20 protein-coding genes and 1 tRNA gene are annotated in these 22,663 nt (G+C 57.2%); 5 read left to right on the forward strand and 16 right to left on the reverse strand.

Annotation, left to right across the window (positions count from 1 at the left end; translation table 11 throughout):
- Positions 1-111 precede the first annotated feature (111 nt).
- The 10 genes from DSM3645_RS06865 to DSM3645_RS06915 all read right to left on the reverse strand — a co-directional run bounded on the left by DSM3645_RS06865 (position 112) and on the right by DSM3645_RS06915 (position 9,803).
- On the reverse strand, positions 112-1,425 hold the full coding sequence (locus DSM3645_RS06865) for a DUF1552 domain-containing protein (protein ID WP_002651355.1): 1,314 nt from the start codon (positions 1,423-1,425) through the stop codon (positions 112-114).
- Entirely contained in the window at positions 1,422-3,980 is a 2,559-nt protein-coding gene (locus tag DSM3645_RS06870; RefSeq protein ID WP_131282295.1) for a DUF1592 domain-containing protein, read from the reverse strand. Before DSM3645_RS06870 ends, DSM3645_RS06865 begins: the two co-directional genes overlap by 4 nt.
- Before the next feature lie 189 nt (positions 3,981-4,169).
- Complete coding sequence (locus DSM3645_RS27830; RefSeq protein WP_131282298.1) at positions 4,170-4,592, reverse strand: hypothetical protein; 423 nt, start codon at positions 4,590-4,592, stop codon at positions 4,170-4,172.
- A 123-nt stretch (positions 4,593-4,715) separates the two neighbouring features.
- Entirely contained in the window at positions 4,716-5,639 is a 924-nt protein-coding gene (locus DSM3645_RS06880) for a DUF1559 domain-containing protein (RefSeq protein ID WP_002651358.1), read from the reverse strand.
- 141 nt (positions 5,640-5,780) lie between these two features.
- Positions 5,781-6,476: a GntR family transcriptional regulator gene (locus DSM3645_RS06885; RefSeq protein WP_116344374.1), complete on the reverse strand. Its 696-nt coding sequence runs from the start codon at positions 6,474-6,476 to the stop codon at positions 5,781-5,783.
- A gap of 260 nt (positions 6,477-6,736) precedes the next feature.
- Entirely contained in the window at positions 6,737-7,588 is an 852-nt protein-coding gene (locus tag DSM3645_RS06890; protein ID WP_237564771.1) for a transporter, read from the reverse strand.
- A 256-nt stretch (positions 7,589-7,844) separates the two neighbouring features.
- A tRNA-Asp gene (locus DSM3645_RS06895) sits at positions 7,845-7,918 on the reverse strand.
- A gap of 299 nt (positions 7,919-8,217) precedes the next feature.
- On the reverse strand, positions 8,218-9,060 hold the full coding sequence (gene pth2, locus DSM3645_RS30850; RefSeq protein ID WP_002651363.1) for an aminoacyl-tRNA hydrolase: 843 nt from the start codon (positions 9,058-9,060) through the stop codon (positions 8,218-8,220).
- A gap of 41 nt (positions 9,061-9,101) precedes the next feature.
- A complete protein-coding gene (locus DSM3645_RS06910; RefSeq protein WP_002651364.1) occupies positions 9,102-9,506 on the reverse strand; it encodes a TM2 domain-containing protein in 405 nt (134 codons plus the stop codon).
- 84 nt (positions 9,507-9,590) lie between these two features.
- Positions 9,591-9,803, reverse strand: a complete 213-nt coding sequence (locus DSM3645_RS06915) for a putative signal transducing protein (RefSeq protein ID WP_002651365.1) — start codon at positions 9,801-9,803, stop codon at positions 9,591-9,593.
- A gap of 149 nt (positions 9,804-9,952) precedes the next feature.
- Between DSM3645_RS06915 and DSM3645_RS06920 the strand changes: the two genes are divergently transcribed.
- Positions 9,953-10,234 carry a hypothetical protein gene (locus DSM3645_RS06920; protein ID WP_002651366.1) on the forward strand — a complete coding sequence of 94 codons (282 nt, stop codon included), beginning with the start codon at positions 9,953-9,955 and terminating at the stop codon, positions 10,232-10,234.
- Positions 10,235-10,267: 33 nt separating this feature from the next.
- Here DSM3645_RS06920 and DSM3645_RS06925 read toward each other — a convergent pair whose 3' ends face one another.
- The gene (locus tag DSM3645_RS06925) at positions 10,268-10,870 is read right to left on the reverse strand and encodes a DUF2500 family protein (protein WP_002651367.1); all 603 of its coding nucleotides are present in this window, start codon (positions 10,868-10,870) and stop codon (positions 10,268-10,270) included.
- A gap of 31 nt (positions 10,871-10,901) precedes the next feature.
- On the reverse strand, positions 10,902-11,576 hold the full coding sequence (locus DSM3645_RS30855; RefSeq protein WP_002651368.1) for a DUF2500 domain-containing protein: 675 nt from the start codon (positions 11,574-11,576) through the stop codon (positions 10,902-10,904).
- 173 nt (positions 11,577-11,749) lie between these two features.
- On the opposite strand from DSM3645_RS30855, the gene DSM3645_RS06935 reads away from it, so the two are divergent.
- Together DSM3645_RS06935 and DSM3645_RS06940 are read left to right on the forward strand one after the other, a co-directional pair.
- Positions 11,750-13,045, forward strand: coding sequence for a hypothetical protein (locus tag DSM3645_RS06935; protein WP_002651369.1), 1,296 nt, complete (start codon positions 11,750-11,752; stop codon positions 13,043-13,045).
- 346 nt (positions 13,046-13,391) lie between these two features.
- On the forward strand, positions 13,392-15,038 hold the full coding sequence (locus DSM3645_RS06940; RefSeq protein ID WP_002651370.1) for an AAA family ATPase: 1,647 nt from the start codon (positions 13,392-13,394) through the stop codon (positions 15,036-15,038).
- Between the two features lie 196 nt (positions 15,039-15,234).
- Here DSM3645_RS06940 and DSM3645_RS06945 read toward each other — a convergent pair whose 3' ends face one another.
- From DSM3645_RS06945 to DSM3645_RS06955, 3 genes are all read right to left on the reverse strand, one after another.
- Positions 15,235-16,446 (reverse strand): class I SAM-dependent rRNA methyltransferase, encoded by a 1,212-nt coding sequence (locus DSM3645_RS06945; RefSeq protein WP_040351673.1) that lies wholly within the window; start codon positions 16,444-16,446, stop codon positions 15,235-15,237.
- An 18-nt stretch (positions 16,447-16,464) separates the two neighbouring features.
- Entirely contained in the window at positions 16,465-18,042 is a 1,578-nt protein-coding gene (gene gltX, locus DSM3645_RS06950; RefSeq protein WP_002651372.1) for a glutamate--tRNA ligase, read from the reverse strand.
- A gap of 110 nt (positions 18,043-18,152) precedes the next feature.
- A complete protein-coding gene (locus DSM3645_RS06955) occupies positions 18,153-19,751 on the reverse strand; it encodes an amidophosphoribosyltransferase (RefSeq protein WP_002651373.1) in 1,599 nt (532 codons plus the stop codon).
- Positions 19,752-20,093: 342 nt separating this feature from the next.
- Here DSM3645_RS06955 and DSM3645_RS06960 point away from each other — a divergent pair, with 342 nt between their 5' ends.
- Positions 20,094-21,170 (forward strand): DUF1559 domain-containing protein, encoded by a 1,077-nt coding sequence (locus DSM3645_RS06960; protein WP_002651374.1) that lies wholly within the window; start codon positions 20,094-20,096, stop codon positions 21,168-21,170.
- A gap of 114 nt (positions 21,171-21,284) precedes the next feature.
- The gene (locus DSM3645_RS06965) at positions 21,285-21,740 is read left to right on the forward strand and encodes a carboxypeptidase-like regulatory domain-containing protein (protein WP_002651376.1); all 456 of its coding nucleotides are present in this window, start codon (positions 21,285-21,287) and stop codon (positions 21,738-21,740) included.
- Between the two features lie 90 nt (positions 21,741-21,830).
- On the opposite strand, the gene DSM3645_RS06970 is transcribed toward DSM3645_RS06965, so the two are convergent.
- A complete protein-coding gene (locus tag DSM3645_RS06970; protein ID WP_002651377.1) occupies positions 21,831-22,607 on the reverse strand; it encodes a response regulator in 777 nt (258 codons plus the stop codon).
- Positions 22,608-22,663 lie beyond the last annotated feature (56 nt).

The following is a 22,663-nucleotide window of genomic DNA, read 5'->3' on the forward strand; positions in this document are numbered from 1 at the left end:
GTCAGGGAACTGTGGGCAGCAGAAAACGCACAATCGACACAGCTGTTACCGCCAAAATAGCGGGCTAGATCGCGAGCGGAGTCGGAAGTAGTTTCAGCGCAGACGCATTCTTTAATAAGAAATCGGCGTCAGTCCAGTCAATGTGCCGGTGCTGCTGGAGAATCGATCGGTCTCGACTCCCATTCGCTGCAGCATGCTGACGAACAGATTGCAAAGCGGCGTATTGTCATCCTGACGAAACGCAAGGTGCTCGCCATGTCGAAATCCGCCGCCTGCCAGCAGGATCGGCAGGTTGGTGTTGCTATGGATGTTGGCGTCTCCCATATTGCTGCCAAACAGCACCATGGTGCTGTCAAGCAGACGACCAGCGCCGTCAGGTTGGGCGGCCAGGCTTTCCAACAGCTCGCCAAAGATTCTTAGTTGTTGCAGATCTGCTTTTTCGAGCTGAGCGAGCTTTTGCGGCGATTGACCATGATGGCTCAGGTTGTGATAGCCGTCGAGCGATTTTTCTTGGTCCGCAATCTCAAACACGCCGGTGGCGAACGCGTCGACCATCAGCGTTACGATCCGGGTCGAATCGCTCTCCAGCGCTAACTGCGCCATCGAAAGCATCAACTGTAGTTTTGAGAAAAACTGCGACTTGTCCAGGATGTCGACCGGCGGCTCGCGCTCGACGAGCGGCTTCGGCCGTTGTTCCCAGTCGCCGGCGGCATGCAAACGTTCTTCCAGTTGGCGAACCGAAGTAAAATATTGATCCAGTCGATGTTGGTCGTCGCTTCCCAGCCCGCGTCGGAAATGACGCATGTCTGCTAATAAGACGTCCAAGATGCTGCTGCGTTGCTGCAATTGGTGCAGGCGAAGTTCGACTTCGCTTTTGCTCCCTTGCACAAACATCTTCCGAAAAAGAGCCGCGGGACTATCTTCGGCCGGCAGCAATGCGCCGTCGCGCGACCACGACAAGCTGCGATTCGCTTTGTCGATGTTGACGCCTAGATTGAGCGTCGGGAATCGCGTTCGTTGGCCGAGCTGTTCGATTACGAATTGATCGAGGGAAATCGAGTTGCGAAAACCGCTGCGCGTCGGATCTCGAGCTGCGGTAAGAAAGCAATTCTCGGTCGAATGACCACCCACCACCGCCGGATGCGACAATCCGCTGAACACGGTAAAGTCTTTGCGATGGTCGCCGATCACTTTCAGATAGGGCGATAATTGGTAGTCAGCGCCGCTTTGTTGCGGAAAAAAAGGATCAGGCAAAACGCCCAGGTTGTTCGAGATCAGCAACATCCGCTGCGGAGTTTCCGCCGCTGGAATCGAATCGCCATAGAGCGGACGGAAGCAGTCGAGCAACGGCAAGCCGAGACAGACGCCGACGCCTTGTAAAAAGCGACGGCGTTTGAATGAATGCGTAGGGATGTGCGAGTTCATCGTTGATGCGTGCTCTCTACTTCGGTGAAGATCGGACTGGCGACCCATTGATGCAGCAGGTCTCGCGCGCGATAGCCGTTGTCGGCACATTGATCGAGAATCGAATCGATCTCGGCTCGATCTGAAAATCGAACTTCGGCGCCGGTCGCGTACAGCGTCCATTGGTGCAGCAAGTTGCGAGCAAGTTGGCGCGGTTGGGCTAAGAGCAACGTTTTCAGTTCATGGACATCTTCAAACTGCTCCCCGCTGAGCAGTCTGCCTGCAGCATCTACCTCGGCCGCAATGTGGTACTTAAACGGATGCCCTGCGCGATCAATTCCGGTGATTTCTTCTCCGGTGGCCAAGTTGCGATATCGATCGCGCCACGCGCCCATCACGTCGAAATTCTCCAGTGCAAAACCAACCGGGTCGAAGCGTGCATGACAAGCGGCGCAAGACGCTTCGGCCGCATGTTTCGCGAGCAACTGGCGAACGGTGGAAGCTCCGCGGATATTGGGTTCGATCGCTGGAATTGATTTGGGAGGGGGCGGAGGCGGCTGGCCAAGCAACTTCTCCATCACCCAGACGCCCCGTTTGACCGGCGAAGTGGTCGTACCATCGGTTGTCAGCTTCAGGACTGACGCCTGCGTTAGCAATCCGCCGTAGGGGCTCCAGGCGGGCAGATCGACGCGGCGCATCGCTGAGCCGCTTTGTCGCGCCAATCCGTAATGCGCGGCCAGGCGATCGTTGAGATAGGTGAAATCAGAATCAATGATGGTCGCAATCGGTAAGTTGTCGCGAATCATCGCTGCAAAAAACGTTTGCGTCTCGCGCTCCATCGAATCGACCAAGTAGTCATCTTTGCGATACTCGGGATAGAGTCGAATATCGGGCAAATCGCGGCGCAGATCGCTCAGGTTGAGCCATTGATCGGTAAAGTTGTCGACGAAGCGATCAAATCGCGGATCGAGGATCATGCGGTCAACTTCCGCATGCAGTTGTTCCGCATTGGCCAGTTTGCCGTCGATGTTCTTTTGCAGCAGTTCTCTGTCGGGGCGCGAGTTCCAGAGGAAGTGCGAAAGACGGGAAGCGAGCGCCGTGGGATTATGCCGCGGATTGGTGAGATAGAGGAAGTGCCCTGAGCAGAGCAGCGCCTGATATCCCTTCAACATGGCGTCGCCAAAGGGAACGCCTGCGTCGAGTTCGGCGTCGATCAAACGGAGATAGGCGTCTGCGGCGTGATCCGTAAGGGGACCGCCAGCAACTTGGGCGGCGAACCGGTGAAACAGCAGTCTCGCATCGGTTTTCGGTTGTTGCGAAACGACCGACACCGGCAGCCGGCTCGTTGGTTCAGGCGGCCCAATCGCGAGCTCTCCGAAAAGTACTCGGTGCGAAGCGGCTGGCCACTGGTGCGGAGAGAGCGGCCCGGCGACTTCTAGCCATTCAAAAGCGGCGCCGCGATGTCCCTCGGCCGGCATCGGCGGAAAGTCATAAAAGAATCCGCCATCGGTACGGATAAACGGCACCGGCAGTCCAAGCAAGCTGTATTCGAAAGTCTCGCCCGCTTTCAGCAGAATCGTCGTTTCAAACGTCTCCGATTCCGGCTGCAAATCGATCCAGCCGCCGGTCTCGCGAACATCGCCAGAAACATCGGCGCCGGAGGGTTGCCGCGCCCGAAAACTGATCGGCAGCGGATCATATGCCGGCACAAGTCGAAACCCCGGCAACTGGCGTACGGCTCGCGCAGAAAAGCGTACTCGGTATTCTCCCGCGACCTGGGCGACAAACCCCCGCGGATATCCAAAGTAAGGCCACGTCGCTGCACGAAAGAGCGCTAGTTCAACAGGAGCTTTGTCCAGTTCTTGCGGCGTCAATTGGTTCACACGACCGCTCGAAATCATTTTGTTGTTACGAGCGAAGAACATCGCTTCGCGTCCGCCGAAGGTTTCGCCGGACGGAAAGAGCCGCGTCCCGGTAAAGCGATGTCGCACTTGAGAAGGAGGCTCTACGCCGCTGGCGACCGCTTGCTGGAGCGCCGCTTGCGCCGCGTCGAGATAGGCGTTCAGCTGGACGCTCGACATGTCGAGCGAATCGGCGACCTTCGTAAAACCATGCAACTGCCGATCCTCGGGGAGTCGAGCGGCCACATCGAGATGCGGAAGTTGCAGCAGATCGCGCAAATTGTCTTCGTACTCGGATCGTGTCAGCCGACGCAACGAACTGCGTCCCTGTTGTTGGATTTCCGCTTTTTCCGCTTGCCCGATCGATTGCTGCAGCGCCGCCAAGATCGCGTGGCGATCATCCTCGGCCAGGTCGTCCCGCTCAGGCGGCATTTCGCCGGCCGCAATGCGATCGTAAATTTGCGTCCAGCGGCGACGTACTTTTACATCCTGCAGATCCCAAGGAAGTTTCGCCAGGACGAGATCTCCTTCGGCGGAGAATTCGTCATGGCAGTCGTAACACGTTTGCTGCAAAACCCGCTGGACAACGGTCACCGGCTCCGCCGCCGACACGGGGCGAACGGCCAGCACTAGCACGACGGCGATTGTTAGCAGGATTGGTTTCCGCTGCGACATCTCAACTTCCGGTTCGCTGGTCGATCTGAATCGCGCCTTGCGCTTCCCAAATCGGTCGTTGTAAATGAACGTCGCATCCCACGGCAAGAATCATTGCCGACGCGCTTGTGTTGAAGTTGCGCATCGGGCTACGAAGAGGGATTGGCGCCGATGACATCCAATGGCACAACTTCACAACGCGCTGGCTTCTCATTTGCTAGACAACGCAAAATTGGAGTCGCCGCCATCCCGTTGAAACAGCACCGTCAACGTCGACTTCCGATTGTACTTTGCGGGCACCAGGTTGACGTATTCTTCGTCCGTGCCGTTGCCCAGCGAGTCTTGTGTTGTTTTGCCGGTCGGGTGAGTCGAATCGATTTCGACCTTATATTCTCCAGGAATTGGACCTTCCTGCGAATCAATTTTGTATTTGCCGGCGTCGATCGTCGTGCCGACCGCTTGGCCTTGATAAAGCGGGATGAACGTGATCGCTCCCGTTTGCAGCGGCGCACCATCGAGCGTCACGCTTCCTTCGATTTCTAGTCGGTCGCTAGGCGGCGCCGTACTGCAACCGGCGCTGAACGCCGCTACGAGCAGGAACAGGCCGCCGAAGAAGAGCAGAGATTTTGACATCGCAGTTTCTTTTTCCTCGTTCGAATAACGTGCTTGGCCAAGACGCTGCGGGCTCGATCGACGCCGCAGCAGTTCCGTTTTTTGCTGGATTGGACGGTTGCGGAACCGCTTGGAGAGCAATCCTTAAAACTCACTGACCACTTCGCCGCCGGCCATACTGCTCAGGTTTTGCCAGGTAGTGAGTTGGATCGTTTCAGAAATGAACCGGACCGAACCGTCGCAAAGGCTGACTTGCACGCCGCCGGGGTGCATGCTGCGCGAAGCGACGCTCGCGTTTAGCTTCGCCGGCGCCGTCGTCCCCAAACCTGTGCACGGCAAGCGACCTGGTTCATGGATACATAGGTCGGTCAGATCATTCGCGCCGCTATTGGGACCAACTCGCGTCATCAGGCAATAGGCGTCCGGCTCATCATTCCAGATCCAGGCGCGATACTCTTTGGCTTCGCTGGCCGGCTTCAGCATTTCCATCATCGCCAACGTGTTGGTCGTGCCATCGTTGATGTCGCGAAAATTGGCGCCAAAGAGGTTATTGAACGGAGATTTCTCTCCCTGATCAATGAACGTGTTTCGCCCCCAGTTTAGACCGTAATTGCCTTTGATGCTGGCGCCGGGATCACCCCATAACGCGGCCGTGTCAAGGATGACGGCGTCGCGATCGCTGGGACATTGCCAAGCCGGCACCGGCGTCGTACGGACCGTCTTGTGATTCGCTCCCCCTTCATGCCAACTGGTGTTGTGATCAAACAGATCATAAGCGGCCCGCTGTTCGATATAGGGATACAAATGAATGCAGAAAGGAGTTCGCTTCGTCGCCGTCGTGCCGGGCAGGGGATCTCGATAGATCATGCCGGGCGGAAACTTCAGATGCGTGTCATGATAGTTGTGCAGCCCCAAGATGAGCTGCTTCAAATTGTTCGTACATGACATGCGACGAGCCGCTTCTCGCGCTTGTTGCACCGCAGGCAATAACAACGCAATCAATACGCCGATGATCGCGATCACTACCAGCAATTCGACCAGTGTAAATCCTGATTTTTTGCGAACCATGGTTCGTCTCCGCTACGAAAAGAAGGGGATAAAATGGATATGGGAAAAGAGTTTTGCCGTTCCGAATAGATTGTCGAGAAGCAGAGCCGCGTGACGCCCGAGTGATCGTTCCCGGCGTCCTCGGCAGGACCGCAATGCAAGCTAGTTCTCCGCACGATCAGAGGAGAAAATTCCCTCAACGACTCGCTCGCAGGTCGCATCGATATGCAGCGCCATTTTTTGGCCGGCCGCCTCTTTGTCTCGTCGCAGCAGCGGCTCGAAAAAGGTCAGATGTTCCGACAGGACCGGATCGAGATATTTGTCTTGATGCCGTAGTAACAACCTCATCATGTGGACAAGGCGGTTGTAGCGATTGATCTCGGTCGCCAGGCGTTTGACGCCGGACGCTTCCTCAATCGCTTGATGCGTCAGACGATCCAACTCTAGACAGCGGATGCCCCAATCTTTGTCGCGATAGGCGGATTGCAGCGCGATTGTGTCTTGCTGAATCTGCTGTAGCGGCTTCAGGTCGGCGCAGTCGCAGGCGCAGCGCACCGCTTCGACTTCTAGCAAGCGGCGGATGTGGTAGATCTCGCGAACTTCTTTGACGCCAAACGGCGAGACCGTCGCGCCCCGGTTCGGAACCATCTCGATTACGCCCAGTCCCACGAGCTCCACAAACGCTTCCCGCACCGGCGTACTGCTGACGCCAAACTGAGCGGCGACATGCTGCACCTTCAGTCGAGCGCCAGGGGGGAACTCGCCTTGGAAGATCGCGAGCAAAATCTGCGTGAAGATATCCATGCGGAGAGATCCAGAGATGCTCCCCGTTTCTTGCAGGGAATGAATCGTAGCCATCAGGCGAAGACTCCAGTTGAGAACGGACAAAACGCCCAAGTTGCACATCAATATTGTGCATTGTGCATAATGCACAATCTGCGTCAAGCAAAAAAGGAAGTTTTTACTTTCATCCCTCAGGCGGAATGAAATTCACCTAATCGGGGAGGGTTATCGGCTCGTGTTAAACGGCAAGTCGCAGCTTACAGGCTGGGAAGTATCAGACAGTTCGCGCACTTGACGCATGAGCAGTTCGCGTCGGCGTCTGCACGCGCGACGATTTAGAAGCGAACGCCGCCGCCGAAGTTGCTGAAGAAGTTGGGCGATTGATCGTTCAAGCCCCAGCCGACGCGGAAGCCGACTTCTAGATTGGGCGTGACAAGGTAATGCAGTCCGGGGCTGAAAAAGTGCTGCACGCTTTCCGTTTCGCGGCCGTCAGTGTAGATTCCGAAGTATTCGGCGTGCGCCTTCCAGCGTTCGCCAACAGGGACCTTGAGCACGGTCGACGGCGCCCAGGCGTTGAAATGATCTTCTTCCTGGCTATTGGTGCTGTAGCGGATCGCTGAGTCCCACTGCCAGCCGTCCCAAAACTGCCAACCACTTACGTAGGAGGTCGAAAAGCTGCTGTCGTTCGCGTCACCGCTGGTCGGCGTGTAGCCTTGCAAAATGAGCGAGCTGCGCGGAGTCCAGCCGCATTGCTGGGTCAGCAAAAATTTGCCGCCATACAACAGACTGCTTTCACGCTCGATTTCCGCTTCTTCTTCATCGTAGTCCGGCACATTGCCCGACACGGGATTGCCGGCGCCGCCGACTTCGTAGTTCCAGCCCAAGCGCAATTCGATCGTCTCGCTCAGCCCTATGCGGGCAATCAGTTCCGGATAACTGTGCGTCTCCGGCACGCCGCGGTTATCAATAAACGTATAGGCCGATTCGATCACCGTATGGTGATAACCCACCACCGAAGTCGCCGGTGTAAACGAGTCTCGATCGGTCTCAATCTCGTCTTCTTCATCACCTTCGCCGCGGTGAGCAAAAGCATGCTCGGAAATGCTTGGCAGAGGAAACTGTGCTACAGCAATCGCCGGAGCATCGGTGACGCTTAGCACCAAGAGAAACAGAAAGGTCCGCGTCATCATCCACAGCATGGGTCAAAACAATTTTGCCGACAAAAGCCTCTCGTCTGTTGTTCGGCCTTCCATTCGCGGCGACGTGAACCAGGCCAACGGCGCCAGCAAAATTGGTATGACCGGGGCAAAAAGCTGCTAGCACTAGAATTCCCAGCTGCAATTTTGCCGTTGTTGGGCCCGATTCGGCGGGCGCATAAAAAAACGCTGAGAGTAAAACTCTCAGCGTTTCAAATATCTCGTGCTGACGACAAGTCGCAGCAAGCGAGGCCGACGGGGATCGAACCCGCAACCTCCGGATCGACAGTCCGGGACTCTAACCAATTGAGCTACGGCCCCAATTTCTTGGGTTTCCCGATGATTGTCGCCTTCAGGGGACCTGAAAAGCGACTTGGTCAAATTTGCCTGGGTTACAGGCGGCCTTGGACCATCACTGGGAAGTTTTCAAGTATAGCTTCGACTCTCTGCCGGGCAAGGGGCCCTGGGGAAGCTTTTTGAACTCCTTGGACGCCCAGGCAGTGCTCGACGTCGTCCCCTCATTTTCCATGTTGCCGCTACGGAATCAAGGGGCCGCGCAGCAGGACACGAACTAGTCGGAGTGGTTCGGGTCGGAATGGCCAATGGTTGGGGTAGGGCGATTACAACAATTGCAGATGGCCGGTTACGGCGTCAATTTTTTGGGCCTCATCTGGGCCGATCGCCAGGCAAGTGTGAGTGGGTTGGCCGTGAAATTCGGTTCGCCCGCTGTCGGTGATCAGGTGAACTTCGAGTCTCGCCTTTTGGGCGGCGGCGTAGATGTCGAGCAGTTCCTGCTCGCTGTTGACCCGGCAGCAGATTTTGGCGAAATGCCCCGAGAGCCAGGCCTGCTGAGCAGGGCCAAAGTCTTCGATCGCAACGGGGCCCTGAAACATGCGGTAGGCCAGAAACGCCAGCGATGCGTGAGCGCCTTGGGCGATTTGTTTGCCGCGGCGCATCCCCAGATCGTGCCGCATGACGATGACCTGCTTGACGATGGTCGTCTCGTGGGTCGTGTTGACCGAAGAATCGAGCGGATGGATGTCGGCCATGACGAAGGTGCGGCGAGCCTCGAGCGATTTCAGCACTTCGGTTGAGTAGTAATGCAGCAAGACCCCTTTTTTCAGCAGGTCGGGATTGCGGTGGCAAAAGTCGACCGAGTCGGCGTAGCTGTCGACCGCGAGGCGCTGAAAAATCAATTGGGCGTAAGCGGCGGTCATCGTCTCGTGATAGCCGCTGTCGGGCGCGTCAACGACGCCGTTTCGCTGATTGAGGGCCTGAATGCCGCGACGAATTTTCTCGAGCGCTTCGTCAAACGGGCGCTGTGTCAGATAGAGATAGGCGATCTGAAAATGCCGACGATGGGTCCATTGATCGCGGGGGATCGCTTGTTGTTCAAAGCGAGCCAGCAGAGCGGCGTCATTATCCAGACGTCCGCTCGGGGGGCTTTCGTCATTCAGCGGCATTTACGGCGCTCCAGGCGAAGGAAATTACGCCTGATGACGCATCAAACAGGCGTGCGGTTCACTTCGTCGATTTGTGCGTTCAGGGTCCAGAGGTCGTACAGCCAACCAACCCCAAAGAGTCCAATCGTGAAAAACCAGATGATCGCCGTCACCCATTTGCCCATATACAGGCGATGCGCACCTAGGGTTCCGATTCCGGGAATCGCCAACAAGATCCACGCGATATTGTAGTCAACTCGGCCTGGCGCATAACGCTGGTCGGCGGCGCGATCCATCGACGGGATGAGAAAGAGATCGACGATCCAGCCGATAAAGCAAAGCCCCAACGTGAAAAACCAGATCGTACCGGTAATCGGGCGACCATAGTAAAATCGATGAGCGCCGAAAAATCCAAAGATCCAGCAGATATAGCCGATCAGCAGCGAATGCGTATTGCTTTGATTCATCCAAAATCCTTGTTGTTCGAGAGCGGGGCAGACCCTTGCTCTGCTATTCGCCAGCGCCGGCTGAATCTTACCGGCGACCCTCTATTATTTTTGTTGGTGCGCGTCAAGCAATTTTTTGGCGGCGGCGGCGTAGTCTTCCGGCACCAAGACGCGCGCTTGAAAGACGCCGGTGAAGCCGCCTTGATGGGCGTTTTCAATCGTGCAGGGAATTCCTTCTTCGGCCAGCGCGATCTTGATCACTTCGGCCTGGCTCTCGTCGTAGGCGGTCAGGACTTCGGTCCAGTTGATGTCAGTCATCGGTTCTCTCGCAAACGGGGTGAAATCCCTTCAGGGCAGTTGGTGTATTGTACCTCATTTCGGCTCGGGAAAAGCAAAAACTGATTTGCGACCGGGATTGGCTGCCGAAATAATAGAGTCGTCGATTTCGATCTCCCAGGGAGCAGAAAATGACGTTGATCGTGGTGCTGTTGATTCTCAATATTCCCGTCTATTGGCTGCTGGGCTGGATTATGTTCGATTCGACGCACAACGCCGCCGATTCGTTTTGGGAGACGACGCTGGCGATTATCAAAGCGGCCTTGGTCCCCTCCTTCATGCGAGCATTTATCGACAGTGAGCCCGAAACGGACGGCAGCGTCTTTAATACGCTCTTCTTTTTCGTTTCGTGCGCGGCCGTGATCGGCGGCGAGTATTACTTGCTGACCAAGTACGTTTGGCCGGTCGAGTAGAGAGAATCGGAGTAGATTAGGCCAAGGCCGGACCTACCTCGGCACGCGGCGGAAACCGACGGCGATTTCTCCGCGCCGGATGAGGACGCCGGCGTCGTCTTCGGCGAGTTGCCCAAACAGCTTTCGTTCCCAGATCGGAAACTCTTCGCGGTCGCCGCTTTCGTATTCAAACGTGGCGAAATAGCAGGCCATGTTTCCATTTTTGCCGCGCATTTCGACTCGCTTTGTCGCGACGATTGCCGGAATCGGTGTCGCAGGCGACGTAGCGAATGAGTGAATCGTGGAGCCTGACTTCGCCAGCATAAAGCAACCGAATAGGGCCATCCCTAAGGGGACAATGCACATCGGTCCCGCCATGAGGGCGAAGACAATTGTCATGAAGATCGTTACGCCGATAAACAGGGTCAGAAATCCGGCTTGCGCATAGAGAGCAAAGGGCGCCGACTGCGGTTCCAATCCTTGCCCAAGCGCCGCTGCTTGAAATTGAGGAGAACTTTTGATTTGCGCGAAGATGTCAGATCGCGAACGAGACTTAGGAGCATGAGCGACCGGCGCTGCACGATGCACGTGTGAACCGCAGAAGGCGCAGCGCAGCGAGTCTGGTGAGATGTCGGCGCTGCAACTGTCGCATTTCATGATAGGTGCTCGGTCCCAGATCGCTCGATAACTAAAGGGTGATCGCGACGCGATCAAAGTCGACGGCGAATTTGTCACGCAAGAAGAGGACGCCGGCATCCTGTTCGGCAATTCGGCCGTACATCCGGCCATCCCAGACAGGAAACTCGCGGCGCTCCGCATCTTCCAACTCAAAGGTGACATAGTAATGCGTAGACGCCGAATGGTCACCGCCGCCGCCTGAGATGTGGGTCCGTTTCGCGACGGCGATCACCGGTTCAGTATGGACCGGAGCGTTCTCCATCTTGTTCATATTGCTGCGGAGATTTTTGAACAGATAGATGCCGACCCCAATCGCAATCAAAGGAACGGGAATCGCAATCAGCGGGACGATCCCCAGGAGTCCCCCCCACGGCGATCGCGACGAAAACCCAACCACGGCAAAGATGCCCCCCATGACCAGCGGTATAAAGAGCATCGGCACAGCGACCAAGAGGATCATGAGCGGAGCGATCGTCACCATCGCCTTTTGAATGCCGTGAATCTTGGGGAGCTTGACGATTCGCGCCGACGATAGAGCCTGCTGGAATTGTTGCGAAGCACGAATCTTGGCGAACGTCTGTTCGCGACTAAGCTCTTCAACGCTCTTCCAGACCAGCGTAGCGCCGCAGTATTGACAAAAGCTCGCCCCAGGCGATGAATCTCCTCCACAGTTGTCGCACTTCAACAGTGATCATCTCCCCATGTGACTACGGTCTTCCTCGTGAAAACGCTATGGTATTCGCTCGCGGCGGCAAAATCTTGTCCTGGGCGGCGAATTTCATCGCGAAAAGGGGGACATTTCGGCGAAATGGTTTCGTTATAATATCAAATCACCACCTAGCAGCGGATCGGATCGAATTGAGCCAGCCCATTACCTTTGCCGACGTCGTTTGTTGCGGTTGCAGTTGTCTCTGTGATGACTTGCAAATCACCGTCGCCGCGGGACAAATTGCGCAAATTGCCCCAGCTTGTCCACACGCGGCTAGCTATTTTGCGATCGCAGAGGATGCCCAGTCGAATTGCCAGATCAACGGAAAAGCCGCGACCATCGACACTGCGATCGCCGCCGCTACCAAGTTGCTCGCCGGCGCCAAGTCGCCGCTGCTGTTGGGGCTGGGCGAACTGACGATCGACGGCCAACGTGCGGCGCTCGATTGGGCTGACCGGTTAGGCGCCTATGTCGACGCCGGAAATCCTGCCGAATCCGATCCGAGCGGCGTCGTCTTGCAGTCGACCGGAATGATTACTGCGACGCTGGGAGAAATTCGCGATCGGGCCGACGTGATTCTCTTTTGGAACGCCGATCCGGCGACGACGCAGCCGCGTCACTTCACACGATTTAGTCTCGACGCGCCAGGCCGGTTTTTGACAGCTCCGCGAACGGCGCTGGCGATCGACAGTCAGGCGACAGCGACCACGGCGCGCGCTGAATTGTTTTGCGAGTCGCCGCTCTCTCAAAATCTGGAAACGGCGCATACGCTGTTAGCACTGGCCCGCGGTAAGAAGATCGATCGAAAGCGTGTGCCGCAACTGCAGGATATCGAATCGATTCACGCGCGACTCTCGTCGGCGACCTACGCGGCGATCGTCTGCGCCCCCAGGTTTTATGGCGGCGCTGACGGAGCCGCCATTTTGGAAACGTTGGCCGATTATGTGCGTGAGTTAAATCGTAACAGCCGCGCGATCATCTCACTCGAGCGCAGCGGACCTAATTGGATCGGAGCTGCGGAGTCGATCGCCTGGCGAACCGGCTATCCCAGCCCCGTTCGCTTTGCCGCCGATGGTCCGACGTTTGATCCGACCGGTTATCGAGCGGCGAAATTATTGTCGCGTGGGCAAGTTGACGCGCTGATTCGCTTTGACGGCGATTGGCTGACCAGCGCGCCGTCAGAATTGCTGACCGCGATGGCGAAGCTACCGACGATCTCGCTGGGTTGGCGTCAGAGCGAACTGCCGGCCAACATCCAATTTCGCGTCGCCAAACCCGGCGTCGAGTGCGGCGGCAGCATGCACCGACTAGATGATGTGCCGCTGCCGCTGACGCAGGTATTGCCGACGACGCGAATGACGGCGGAAGACGCGATTCGGCGAATGACGAATGCATCGTGTGCCGCTTCTGGCTTGACCAGCAGCCTACGCTCCCCAAGTGTTTGAACTCGGAACGATCGATTCGCTCGACGGTAATTCCCCTCGAGACGCGTTGGCGTTACCCCATCGTCCCCTCTTGCTCCGCAAAAGCAGCGCTTGGGCGCCACCAAAATCTCGCCACTCAAACTGGATCCAGTAAGACGCTTCTTTCGCAGAGCGAAAGGCGAAGATGGTCTCGCCGTAACCCGTGATAGTCTCTTTTAAGTGTTGACAAAGTCTTAGGACTTCGTTAATATTTGGTTCTTAATCGATCGGTAAAGGCGTGCGGTTTGTTGCCCGGCGACCAGGGCGGATCTCTCTGCGCGCATTTCTGTCATCTTTACTTCTCTTCTCTCGATAGGGGGCAATTCGCATGGGAACCAAGCGACTTCGTCAGCGGCGAAAGCGAGTTCGAAAGCTCCAAGCAGCGGGGCGAAGCCGTTCGGTCGCGCGCAATCCGTTGCCGCGAGAACCGGTCGAATCTCAATGGGTGGTCTACAACGTCGATCGCAATCCGGTGATTGCGGAGCGATGTTTCCAGGGCGATCCGCCGGAGGATATTGCCGTCGACAGCTTGGCGCACAACGGAAAAGATGCCCTGCCTACCTCGACAAACGACAGTTCGTTCTTAGAGCTCACCACCGCCGAACTTCTTGACGAACAAGCTCCGCTACAGTGGCTGCTACCGGGCATTCTGGTCCGCAACGAACCGGCGGTCATCGTGGGACCGAGCAAAAGTATGAAGAGCTCGTTGGCGGTCGACTTGTGTGCTGCGCTGGCGTTCGGGGGGGAATTCCTCGGGCAATATTCGGCCGAACGTCCGTTTCGGGTCGGCTTTCTCAGTGCCGAAGGGGAGCGGCCAACGTTGGCCGATGTCGCGCGGCGCCGCAGCGGTGCGGCCCACGACGATCCCTGCAAGCGTGCGAACTTGTTCTGGGCGTTGATGATGAACAACGCGACCAGCGCCGCGAGCCTGAGCCAGCTGCGCGACTGGATTTCGCGCCATCGGTTGGAAGCGGTCGTGATCGATCCGCAGCAACTCATCGCAGTTCGCGGAGCGGCGCAAGCGACGCAGTTGCGCGTGCTAGTCCGCTGTTGTCTCGAAGCAGGCGCTACGCCGATCGTCTGTTGCCTGGCCCGCAAGTCGCTTCCGTTACGCCCGATGAATGTCTCCGACATGCAAAGCGCCGGTTGTCTCGATTTCGCTCGGCAGTGGCTGCTGATAAATCGCCGCCAACAATATGAACCGGGGAGCGGTCAGCATCATTTGTGGTTAACGTACGGCGGCAACGCGGGGCACGGCGGCATCCTAGGCGTCGACATTGATGAAGGAACATTCGCCGATCCGGCGCGTCGAAAATGGGAGGTCACGCTGCACGAGACCAAGTCGCTGCAAGACGAAGCGGCTCAGTTAGAAGCCAGTTCAGTCGCCCAAAAGTTACGAGCCAAAATCCGCGCCGCGATCCAGCGCTTGGATCCGGAGAAAGCGACCAAGTCGAAAATTCGCGAGCAGAGCGGCATCAGCGGCACAAGGTTTAGTCCCATCTGGGACGAAATGATCGACATCAGCGAAATCGTCATGACCGCGCGTGACAAAGAAAAGCCGACCGGGGTTAACGCCAGGTATTACCTGAGCGATCACCCAAAGGCGCCGGTAGAAAAAAAGTGTCCTGTCCCATCCAACGATCAAATCCTGTCCAACGATCGAGTCCCATCCAACGAGCGAGTCCCGTCCAACGAGCGAGTCCCGTCCAACGAGCGAGTCCTGTCCAACGATCGAGTCCCATCCAACGATCGAGTCCCATCCAACGATCGAGTCCCATCCAACGATCGAGTCCCATCCAACGATCGAGTCCCATCCAACGAGCGAGTCCCATCCAACGAGCGAGTCCCGTCCAACGATCGAGTCCTGTCCAACGAGCGAGTCCCGTCCAAGTTTTCAGCCCCGCCGTATTCCGCGGCTGGATGGTCCAGCCGGGCTTGTGCTTCACGTGTTCAACCTGAGACCGCTCGGCAATGATTTACATCGAATCGGGGCTACGTTTTACTTTGTCGTGATCTTCATTGGCGGTCGCGAAGTTAGAAGCCGCAGCTAACGCCGTGCGGCTGATTTTTGGGGGAAGTCCGGTCCATCCGGTAGAGGCCGCGATGCATCGGCTTGCGCCTCTGGATCGTGTTTTTTCGGATTCGACGTTCGTCCTTAGACATTTGCATCATTACTCCACCCGACAAATGAAGCACTTGAGATACTGCGTCTCGGGGCAGGTCAGCAGCGTCGGGTGATCGATCGAGGCGCTGCGTTGCTCGAGCAATTGAATATCGCGGCCGGACTTTTGGGCGACGCCGAGCAGCGTCATCTGAAAGTCGTCGCGTGAGATGTTTCCCGAGCAGCTGCAGGTGACCAGGATGCCGCCGGGGTTGAGCAGATTGACGGCCTGACGGTTGATGTGATAGTAGGCCTTCAGCGCTTCGTTGATATTGCGGCGGGTCTTGGTGAACTTCGGCGGATCAAGAATCACCGCGTCGAATTTTTCACCGGCGTCGACCAGCGCTTTCAAATGATCGAAAGCGTCGACCGATTCAAAGCGGACGTTTGACAGACCGTTGCGCTCGGCGTTGCGACGAGCCAGATCGATCGCTTTGTCACTGCCGTCGATGCCGATCACTTCGCTCGCTCCGCCCAACTTGGCGGCGGCCAATGCGAATCCGCCGGTATAGCAAAACATGTCGAGGACGCGGCGGCCCGAAAAATACTTGGCCGCAGCGACCCGATTTTCGCGCTGATCGAGATAGAAGCCGGTCTTTTGCCCGGTGGAGAGATCGAGCTCAAACTCGATGCCGTTCTCTTGGATGAAGATCGGCTCGGTCGGAACTTCTCCTTGCAGGACGCGGGGTTCGATCGTGACCCCTTCGGCCTTGATGACGCCGGCTTCGCCGCGGAGCGTGATGCTCTTGGGAGAAACCTGCTCGTTTAAAGCGGCGACAATCACATCGAGACGACGTTCCATCGCCAGCGCGTTGACTTGCAACACGATGTGCCCGGCGAAGTAGTCGACGATCAAACCGCTTAGCCCATCCGCTTCGCTATAGATCAAGCGACAGCCGGCGTTTTCGTCGAACAGGCCCAGTTGCCGGCGCGCGTCGATCGACGTCGCGATCTTTTGTTTCCAGAAGTCGTCTGTCAGCGGCTGCTCGACATCCCAGCTGTAAAGTCGGACATGAATGCGGCTCTTGCGATTGACGACGCCGTAAGCGACGAAGCGACCATGGTCGCCGACCAACTGCACGACGTCGCCGTCGACAGCCGCTGTATCAATGTGATCAAACGCCGAGTGCAGCGCCCAGGGATGACGTCCGTATAAGGGCTGCGCCTTGCGCGGGAGCAAGACTGCCTTGGGTACGTCTGAGGCGGGAATTTGTTGCGACATGTTGGTTGTATAGCGACGTTACGTCGCGTTCCTTTCTGCGGCCAGGGCCAGCGTCCGATCGATGCGGGCCAGGCACGATTCTTTTCCCAAAATGTCGAGACAGTCGAACAATCCGGGGCCGACTCCTTGGCCGGTGGTCCCGATGCGGACTGCGTGAATGATTTCGCCGATCTTGATCCCTTCGGCGGCGACAAAGTCGTGCATCGCCTTATCCAGGGTTGCGACGTCCCAGGTCTCGAGCGCGGCGAGCGTCTGTCGAAACTTGGCGAGCAGCGCTTGCGGCTGTGGGTCGCTCAGTCGTTTGGCGAACGCTTTCTCGTCGTACTTCATCTGATCGTCGGCGACGAAGAAGTAGTCGGCGTAGGCGATGATGTCGCCCAGCACTTTCAAGCGATCGCCGCAGGCTTCGATGATGCGGGTCAGCTTCGGGCCTGCTTCGCACGGCGCCGGATCAGCGACCAACTCGGCCGCTTGCAGGAACGACAAGCACTTGGCGGTCTTCTGCTTGAGCGGCAACTTTTGCATGTAGCGATCTTGAAACGACCACAGCTTTTTACAGTCGAAGCTGGCCGGCGCTTTGGTGACGCGCTCCAACGAAAAGTTGGCGATCATCTCGTCGATCGTCAGGTCTTCGGTCTTGTCATCCAGCGACCAACCGAGCAAGACCAGATAGTTCAGAATGGCTTCCGGCAAATAGCCGGTCAGTTCGTAGAAGTCGACGATCACCGGATTGAAGGTCTCGGCCGACGTTTGCAGCTTGATTTGCTCGGCGATCGCTTGACCATGTTCGTTCAACCGTTTGAAATCGGCGTTCTTCAGGTACTTTTCGAGCTTCCGCTTGCTCAGCTTGTTTTTGCTGCCGGGCTCGGCGACATACGGCAAGTGAGCGTACTGCGGCAGTTCGTAACCGAGCGACTGCCCGATGAAGATCTGACGCGGCGTGTTCGAGAGATGCTCTTCGGCCCGAATGACGTGCGTGATTTCCAGGTCGTGATCGTCGACGACGCTCGCCAAGTGATACAAGCAAGTGCCGTCGGCCCGCTGGATGACGTGGTCATTCTCTTTGGACCATTGGAACTCGACATCGCCGCGGACGCTGTCGTTAAAGGCGCAAACTCCTTCGCGGGGCATTTTCAGCCGAACGACAAAACTGCGGCCTTCCGCTTCCCATTTGGCGCGCTCGGCCTCGGTTTCGGCCATGTAGGCGCGGCTGTACTGGAAGGGGCGTTTCGCGGCTTCGGCCGCTTTTCGCTCGGCGTCTAGTTCTTCTGGCGTTGCGTAGTCGTAGTAAGCGAAACCATCGGCCAGCAATTTTTTAGCGGCCGTTTGATAGCGCTCGAGTCGCTGCGATTGGTAGTAGGGTTCAAACGGTCCGCCGACTTCGGGGCCTTCGTCCCAGTCCATGCCGAGCCAGCGAAACCCATGCAGAATCGGGGCCAGGGCCTCGTCGACGTTCCGCTGTTGGTCGGTATCGTCGATGCGCAAAACGAACTGTCCGCCATGTCGTTTGGCGAACAACCAATTGAACAGCGCGGTGCGAACCCCGCCGATGTGGAGATATCCGGTCGGACTGGGAGCGAAGCGTGTGCGAACCATAGCGATCTGCTGTTGCGGACGGAGGGTAGAATCGAACCAACCAGCTTAAAGCGCCGGCCCGCCGCTCGCAAAGGGGCATTCGAGCGAAGCAAGTCGCAAAAGCGACCTACTTACGTGGTCGAAATCGCCGGATCGCGTCGTTCGTAGGTTCGTCCTTCGTTGCCGCTGATGCAATTATCGAGCGCCACTTGATACAAGCGTTCTCCACCAACCGTCGGATAATCGCCGCTGATACAGGCCTGACAGAGTTGTTCGCCGGAAAGACCGACAGCGCGGGAAATCGCGGCCCGCGGAAGGAAACGGACCGAATCGGCGCCCAACGCGACCGCCATTTCGGCTTGCGCCTCTTCGGTCAGTTGACCATCCGGCAAAAACGGCGGAGCGAACAGCTCTCCGATCGTCGACATGTCGATGCCGTAAAAGCAAGGAGCGATGATCGGCGGACAAGCGACGCGAACGTGAATTTCTTTCACGCCGCCGCGATCCCGCAGGCGATCGAGCAGCACTCGCATGGTGGTCGAGCGGACGATCGAGTCTTCGACCAGAAAGATGCGTTTACCTTCTAGTACTTCGCGGAGCGGCGTGTATTTGACCTCGGCGGCTCGACGGCGCTGATTGCCGGTTTCGATAAACGTACGGCCTGAGTAGCGATTGCGGATCAGCCCTTCGCGAGACGGTATTTTCAACTCAAACGCCATCGCATCGGCGGCCGCTTTGCTCGTGTCGGGAACCGGCACGACAATTGTGTCGTCGTCGATCGTGACGCGTCCGTCTTCCCGTTCCATCTTGGCCAGTTCGACCCCCAGATTGGTGCGGGTGACGTACACGCTCCGCTCATCCAGAGTACTCGCGACATTGGCGAAATAAATCCACTCGAAGAAGCAGTGCGCTTTGCGGGGGGATTTGGCGAATTCCTGAATCGCGAACTTCCCTTTCGAGATCGTGATCGCGTGACCCGGCTCAAGCGACTTGATGCTTTCCGGCTCAAAGCCCAGGTTCAGCAGCGCAACGCTTTCGCTGGCGGCGGCGAACATCGGACCTTCGATCGCATAGCAAAGGGGCTTGATGCCGAGCGGATCGCGGGCGATCAGCATTTCGCCTTCGGCGTTCATCATGACCAGGCTATACGCACCGTCAAAGCGTTTGCTGGCGTTGCGGAGCGCCTCGATCAACGGCACTTTGCGTTCGCCGTTCATCTCGCGGCTCAGCTCGTGCATGATGATTTCGGTGTCGGTCTCACGCGCCAAATGGTGATCATTGTCGGCCAATAGGCGATCGCGCAGCTCGTCGTAGTTGGCCAACTGGCCATTGAACGCGAAGCTGAACCATTTGTGTTTGATCAGATGGTGCCGCTCGAACGGCTGGGCGTAGCTGCGGTCGTCTTGGCCGCAGGTCGCATAGCGAACATGCCCGATCGCAGCGCAGCCAGCGTATTCTCGCATCAGCGCTTCGCTCTTGCCGCGATGCGACAAGCGAAAGACTTCGCGCACCGTGCCGATGTCGCGATGCGTGTCGATCAACTGCTTGCGGTCGGGATTATAAGAAGTCATCCCAGCCGCTAGCTGACCTCGATTTTGAATATCGAGCAACATTCGCGGCAATAACCGCGACACATGATCGATCCCTTGGTCCGGGCAAAGAGGGCTGATCTCGTCGCTGGGAAGGTGATAAACGGCGGCGATCCCGCACTCGTGAAATAGCTCGCTCATGAACGACTCGCGCTAAAAACCGTTGCCGGACTGGGACTTACGTCGCTGCTTGCGACGCTGTCTTCACAGAAAATTCCATCGAAGAGGCGGGAAACTTCATTCTAGGAGTCGCCCCCCAAAGACTCAACCGTCCTAGACAGCGGATTTCCGCTTGTTAGGGAAGTAAAAATGCCCCCCTTGTGGTACGGCTTTTGAGTATGGAATCTCGATCTTCATCGAATTAACATGAAAGCTATTGCATTTGCGCGTTAAGCCGTGATAATCATGCCCTCTCTGCCGTTGATTGCTGCTGGGCAGCATATTGCATCTATCCCGCCTATATTCCCGCCCGAAGGTCATGCCATGAAACGTTCTGCTTTTACGCTCGTCGAGTTATTGGTGGTGATCGCGATCATCGGGGTCTTGATCGCGCTCCTCTTGCCTGCCGTTCAGCAAGCCCGAGAAGCGGCGCGGCGGATGCAATGTACGAACAAGCTAAAACAAATCGGTTTAGCGCTGCACAACTACCATGACACTTTCGGCGCGTTGCCGGCGCGTCAGGGGGGGACCACAGGCGCATCGGGCGAATATTACGTCCATAACGCGTCGCGTCTCAGCGGCTGGGTTTCGCTGTTGTCGTTTCTCGAAGAAGGAAATTTGTACGACCAAATCAAGTCGCCGCAAACCTTCAATGGCCACGATTGGAATCCTTACGGCGGCGCTCCGTGGTACAACGAATACACGCTCTGGCATACGAAGATCGACGCGCTGCGTTGCCCCTCGGATGGCGCCGACAGTAACTTCGATACCGAGCTGGGTTTTTGCAATTTTGCATTTTCGATCGGGGATACGCCGCGGCGGTCGCACAATCCCGTGTCGAACGGCATGTTTGGAGCGTTGAGTTGGTTCAAATTCAGCGCTGTGACCGATGGACTCAGTAACACGCTGGCGGTCGCCGAGCGAACCGTCGGAGTGGATACGAACAAGATCATCGGCGGTGGGTTGGTCCTAGCGGCCGACGCTTGGCCGGGCTCTGTGAGCGATTCTAATGACAATCAGGTGACGCCTGCGGTTTGTGCGGCGAAAGCCGGCGCTGGCAAACGATATTTGCCGGGAGTGACGACCAAAAACTATCTCGGTCGTCGTTGGAGTGATGGCGCCAATCCGTATGGCGGATCGATCACGACCATTTTGCCCCCGAACTCACCGTCTTGCTTTTCGGACTCGACCTGGGATGGCTCGGCGGCCATTATGACCCCCAATAGTTTTCATCCCGGCGGAGCGAATGGGTTGCTCGGCGACGGCTCGGCTCATTTCTATACCGAGACGATTGACACCGGAAATCTCTCGACCATCCCCACCGGCAGCGGTCCTTCTCCGTTCGGAGTGTGGGGCGCTATCGGAACCAAGAGCGGCGGTGAAGTAAGTACTTCGCTTTAGTTGTCCGTGACCTGTTTCCCGTACTCTCCTTTCCGCAGGCGGCGGCCGATTGACGCCGTCATCCCGCGTGCGGTCGATTTTGCGACCGCATTTCGCTTTGGAGGAAATCGATTCATGCGATTCATCATTTACTGCGCGGCAAGCGCCGCGATGATTTTGACGGGCTGCAGCAGCAATTTGCTTCCCGGCGGCGTCGAGGCCAAAGGAATCGTCTTGCTAGACGGCGTGCCGTTGGAAGGCGCGACGGTCATATTTTCGCCGAGCGGAGATGGTCGCTCGGCCAATGCAATGACCAACGAAGCGGGCGAGTTCTCGCTAGGAACCCTGGAGCCGGCCGACGGAATCTTGCCGGGCGACTATCAAGTCGCCATTATCAAATCGATCGTGGATACGAACAAAGTGACCCTCGATCCGCAGGCGGTCCAAGAGAAAACCGGCCAATATCCCCCTTCGCCGCCAAACATTCATCTCGTGCCGCGCAAGTACGCCAATCCTGAAAGATCAGGTTTGACGGCGACGATCTCAGACGAAGGATCGCGCGATCTGAAGTTTGAGATCGTGACGAAGTAGCGCTACGGCGCCGCTGAATGATCGGAACATGAAAAAAGCCCTCGGCGATGTCGGGGGCTTTTTTGGTGGTGGGCGAGAATGATTGCGTCTTTAGCGGGCCGCCAGGGCCGGGCGAATCTTTTGGCTGACCGCTTCGACAATTTCGGCCGGATCCAACGGCTTGCGGAACCACGCGTCGAATTGATCTTCGGGTTCATTTCCGTCGTCTGCAAATTGCTTCGGATCGCTGCCGGTGACGGCAAACACTTTGAGCTTGCCCATCCGGGGGTCATTTCGCAGGACGCGTAACGTGGCCGGGCCGTCGAACCGCGGCATGCTGAGGTCGAGCAGCACATAGTCGGGCAGATCGTTCAGCGCCAGATACTCGAGCGCCGCCTGGCCATCTTTGGCGACCGAGACGTTGAAGCCGTACATCCGCAGCAGGCCGGCGAGCAGCTCACGTTCGTTGTCGTCATCTTCGACCACCAGCAGATTGCGCGATTTGTCACTGGAGCGGTCGCGTTGGATCGAGGCGCGGCCTTGGCCCACTTCGGCGTCCAGGTCTTTCAGTTCCGAAAGTAGACGCTGCAGCGTATTGGTCGCTTCGGCGGTCATCCCGGCGTCAATCTGTTTGCTGCAAAGATGCAAACCCAGATTGAGCGTATTCAGGCGATTGCGAAACTGATGGCTCCCTAGCAAGGGGGAAGCTTTGCGTTGCATTTCTTCTAACTCCCCTTCGCTGCAAGCGTCGGGGCGGATGATCGATACCTCTTTGGGAGCATCGATCCCGATCTTCACCATCTTTCCCCGAATCTGGAGCAGTTCGACGGTGATCGCGAGATTGGGAAAAACAATCTTTTCTTTGGCGCGGCGAGATAGAACTAACATGGGGAGGTCTCCATACCAGGGCCGCAAAACAAGCGGCGGACAATCATCCTGTGAGG

This window comes from Blastopirellula marina DSM 3645 (assembly GCF_000153105.1).
Classification (GTDB): Bacteria; Planctomycetota; Planctomycetia; order Pirellulales; family Pirellulaceae; genus Blastopirellula; species Blastopirellula marina.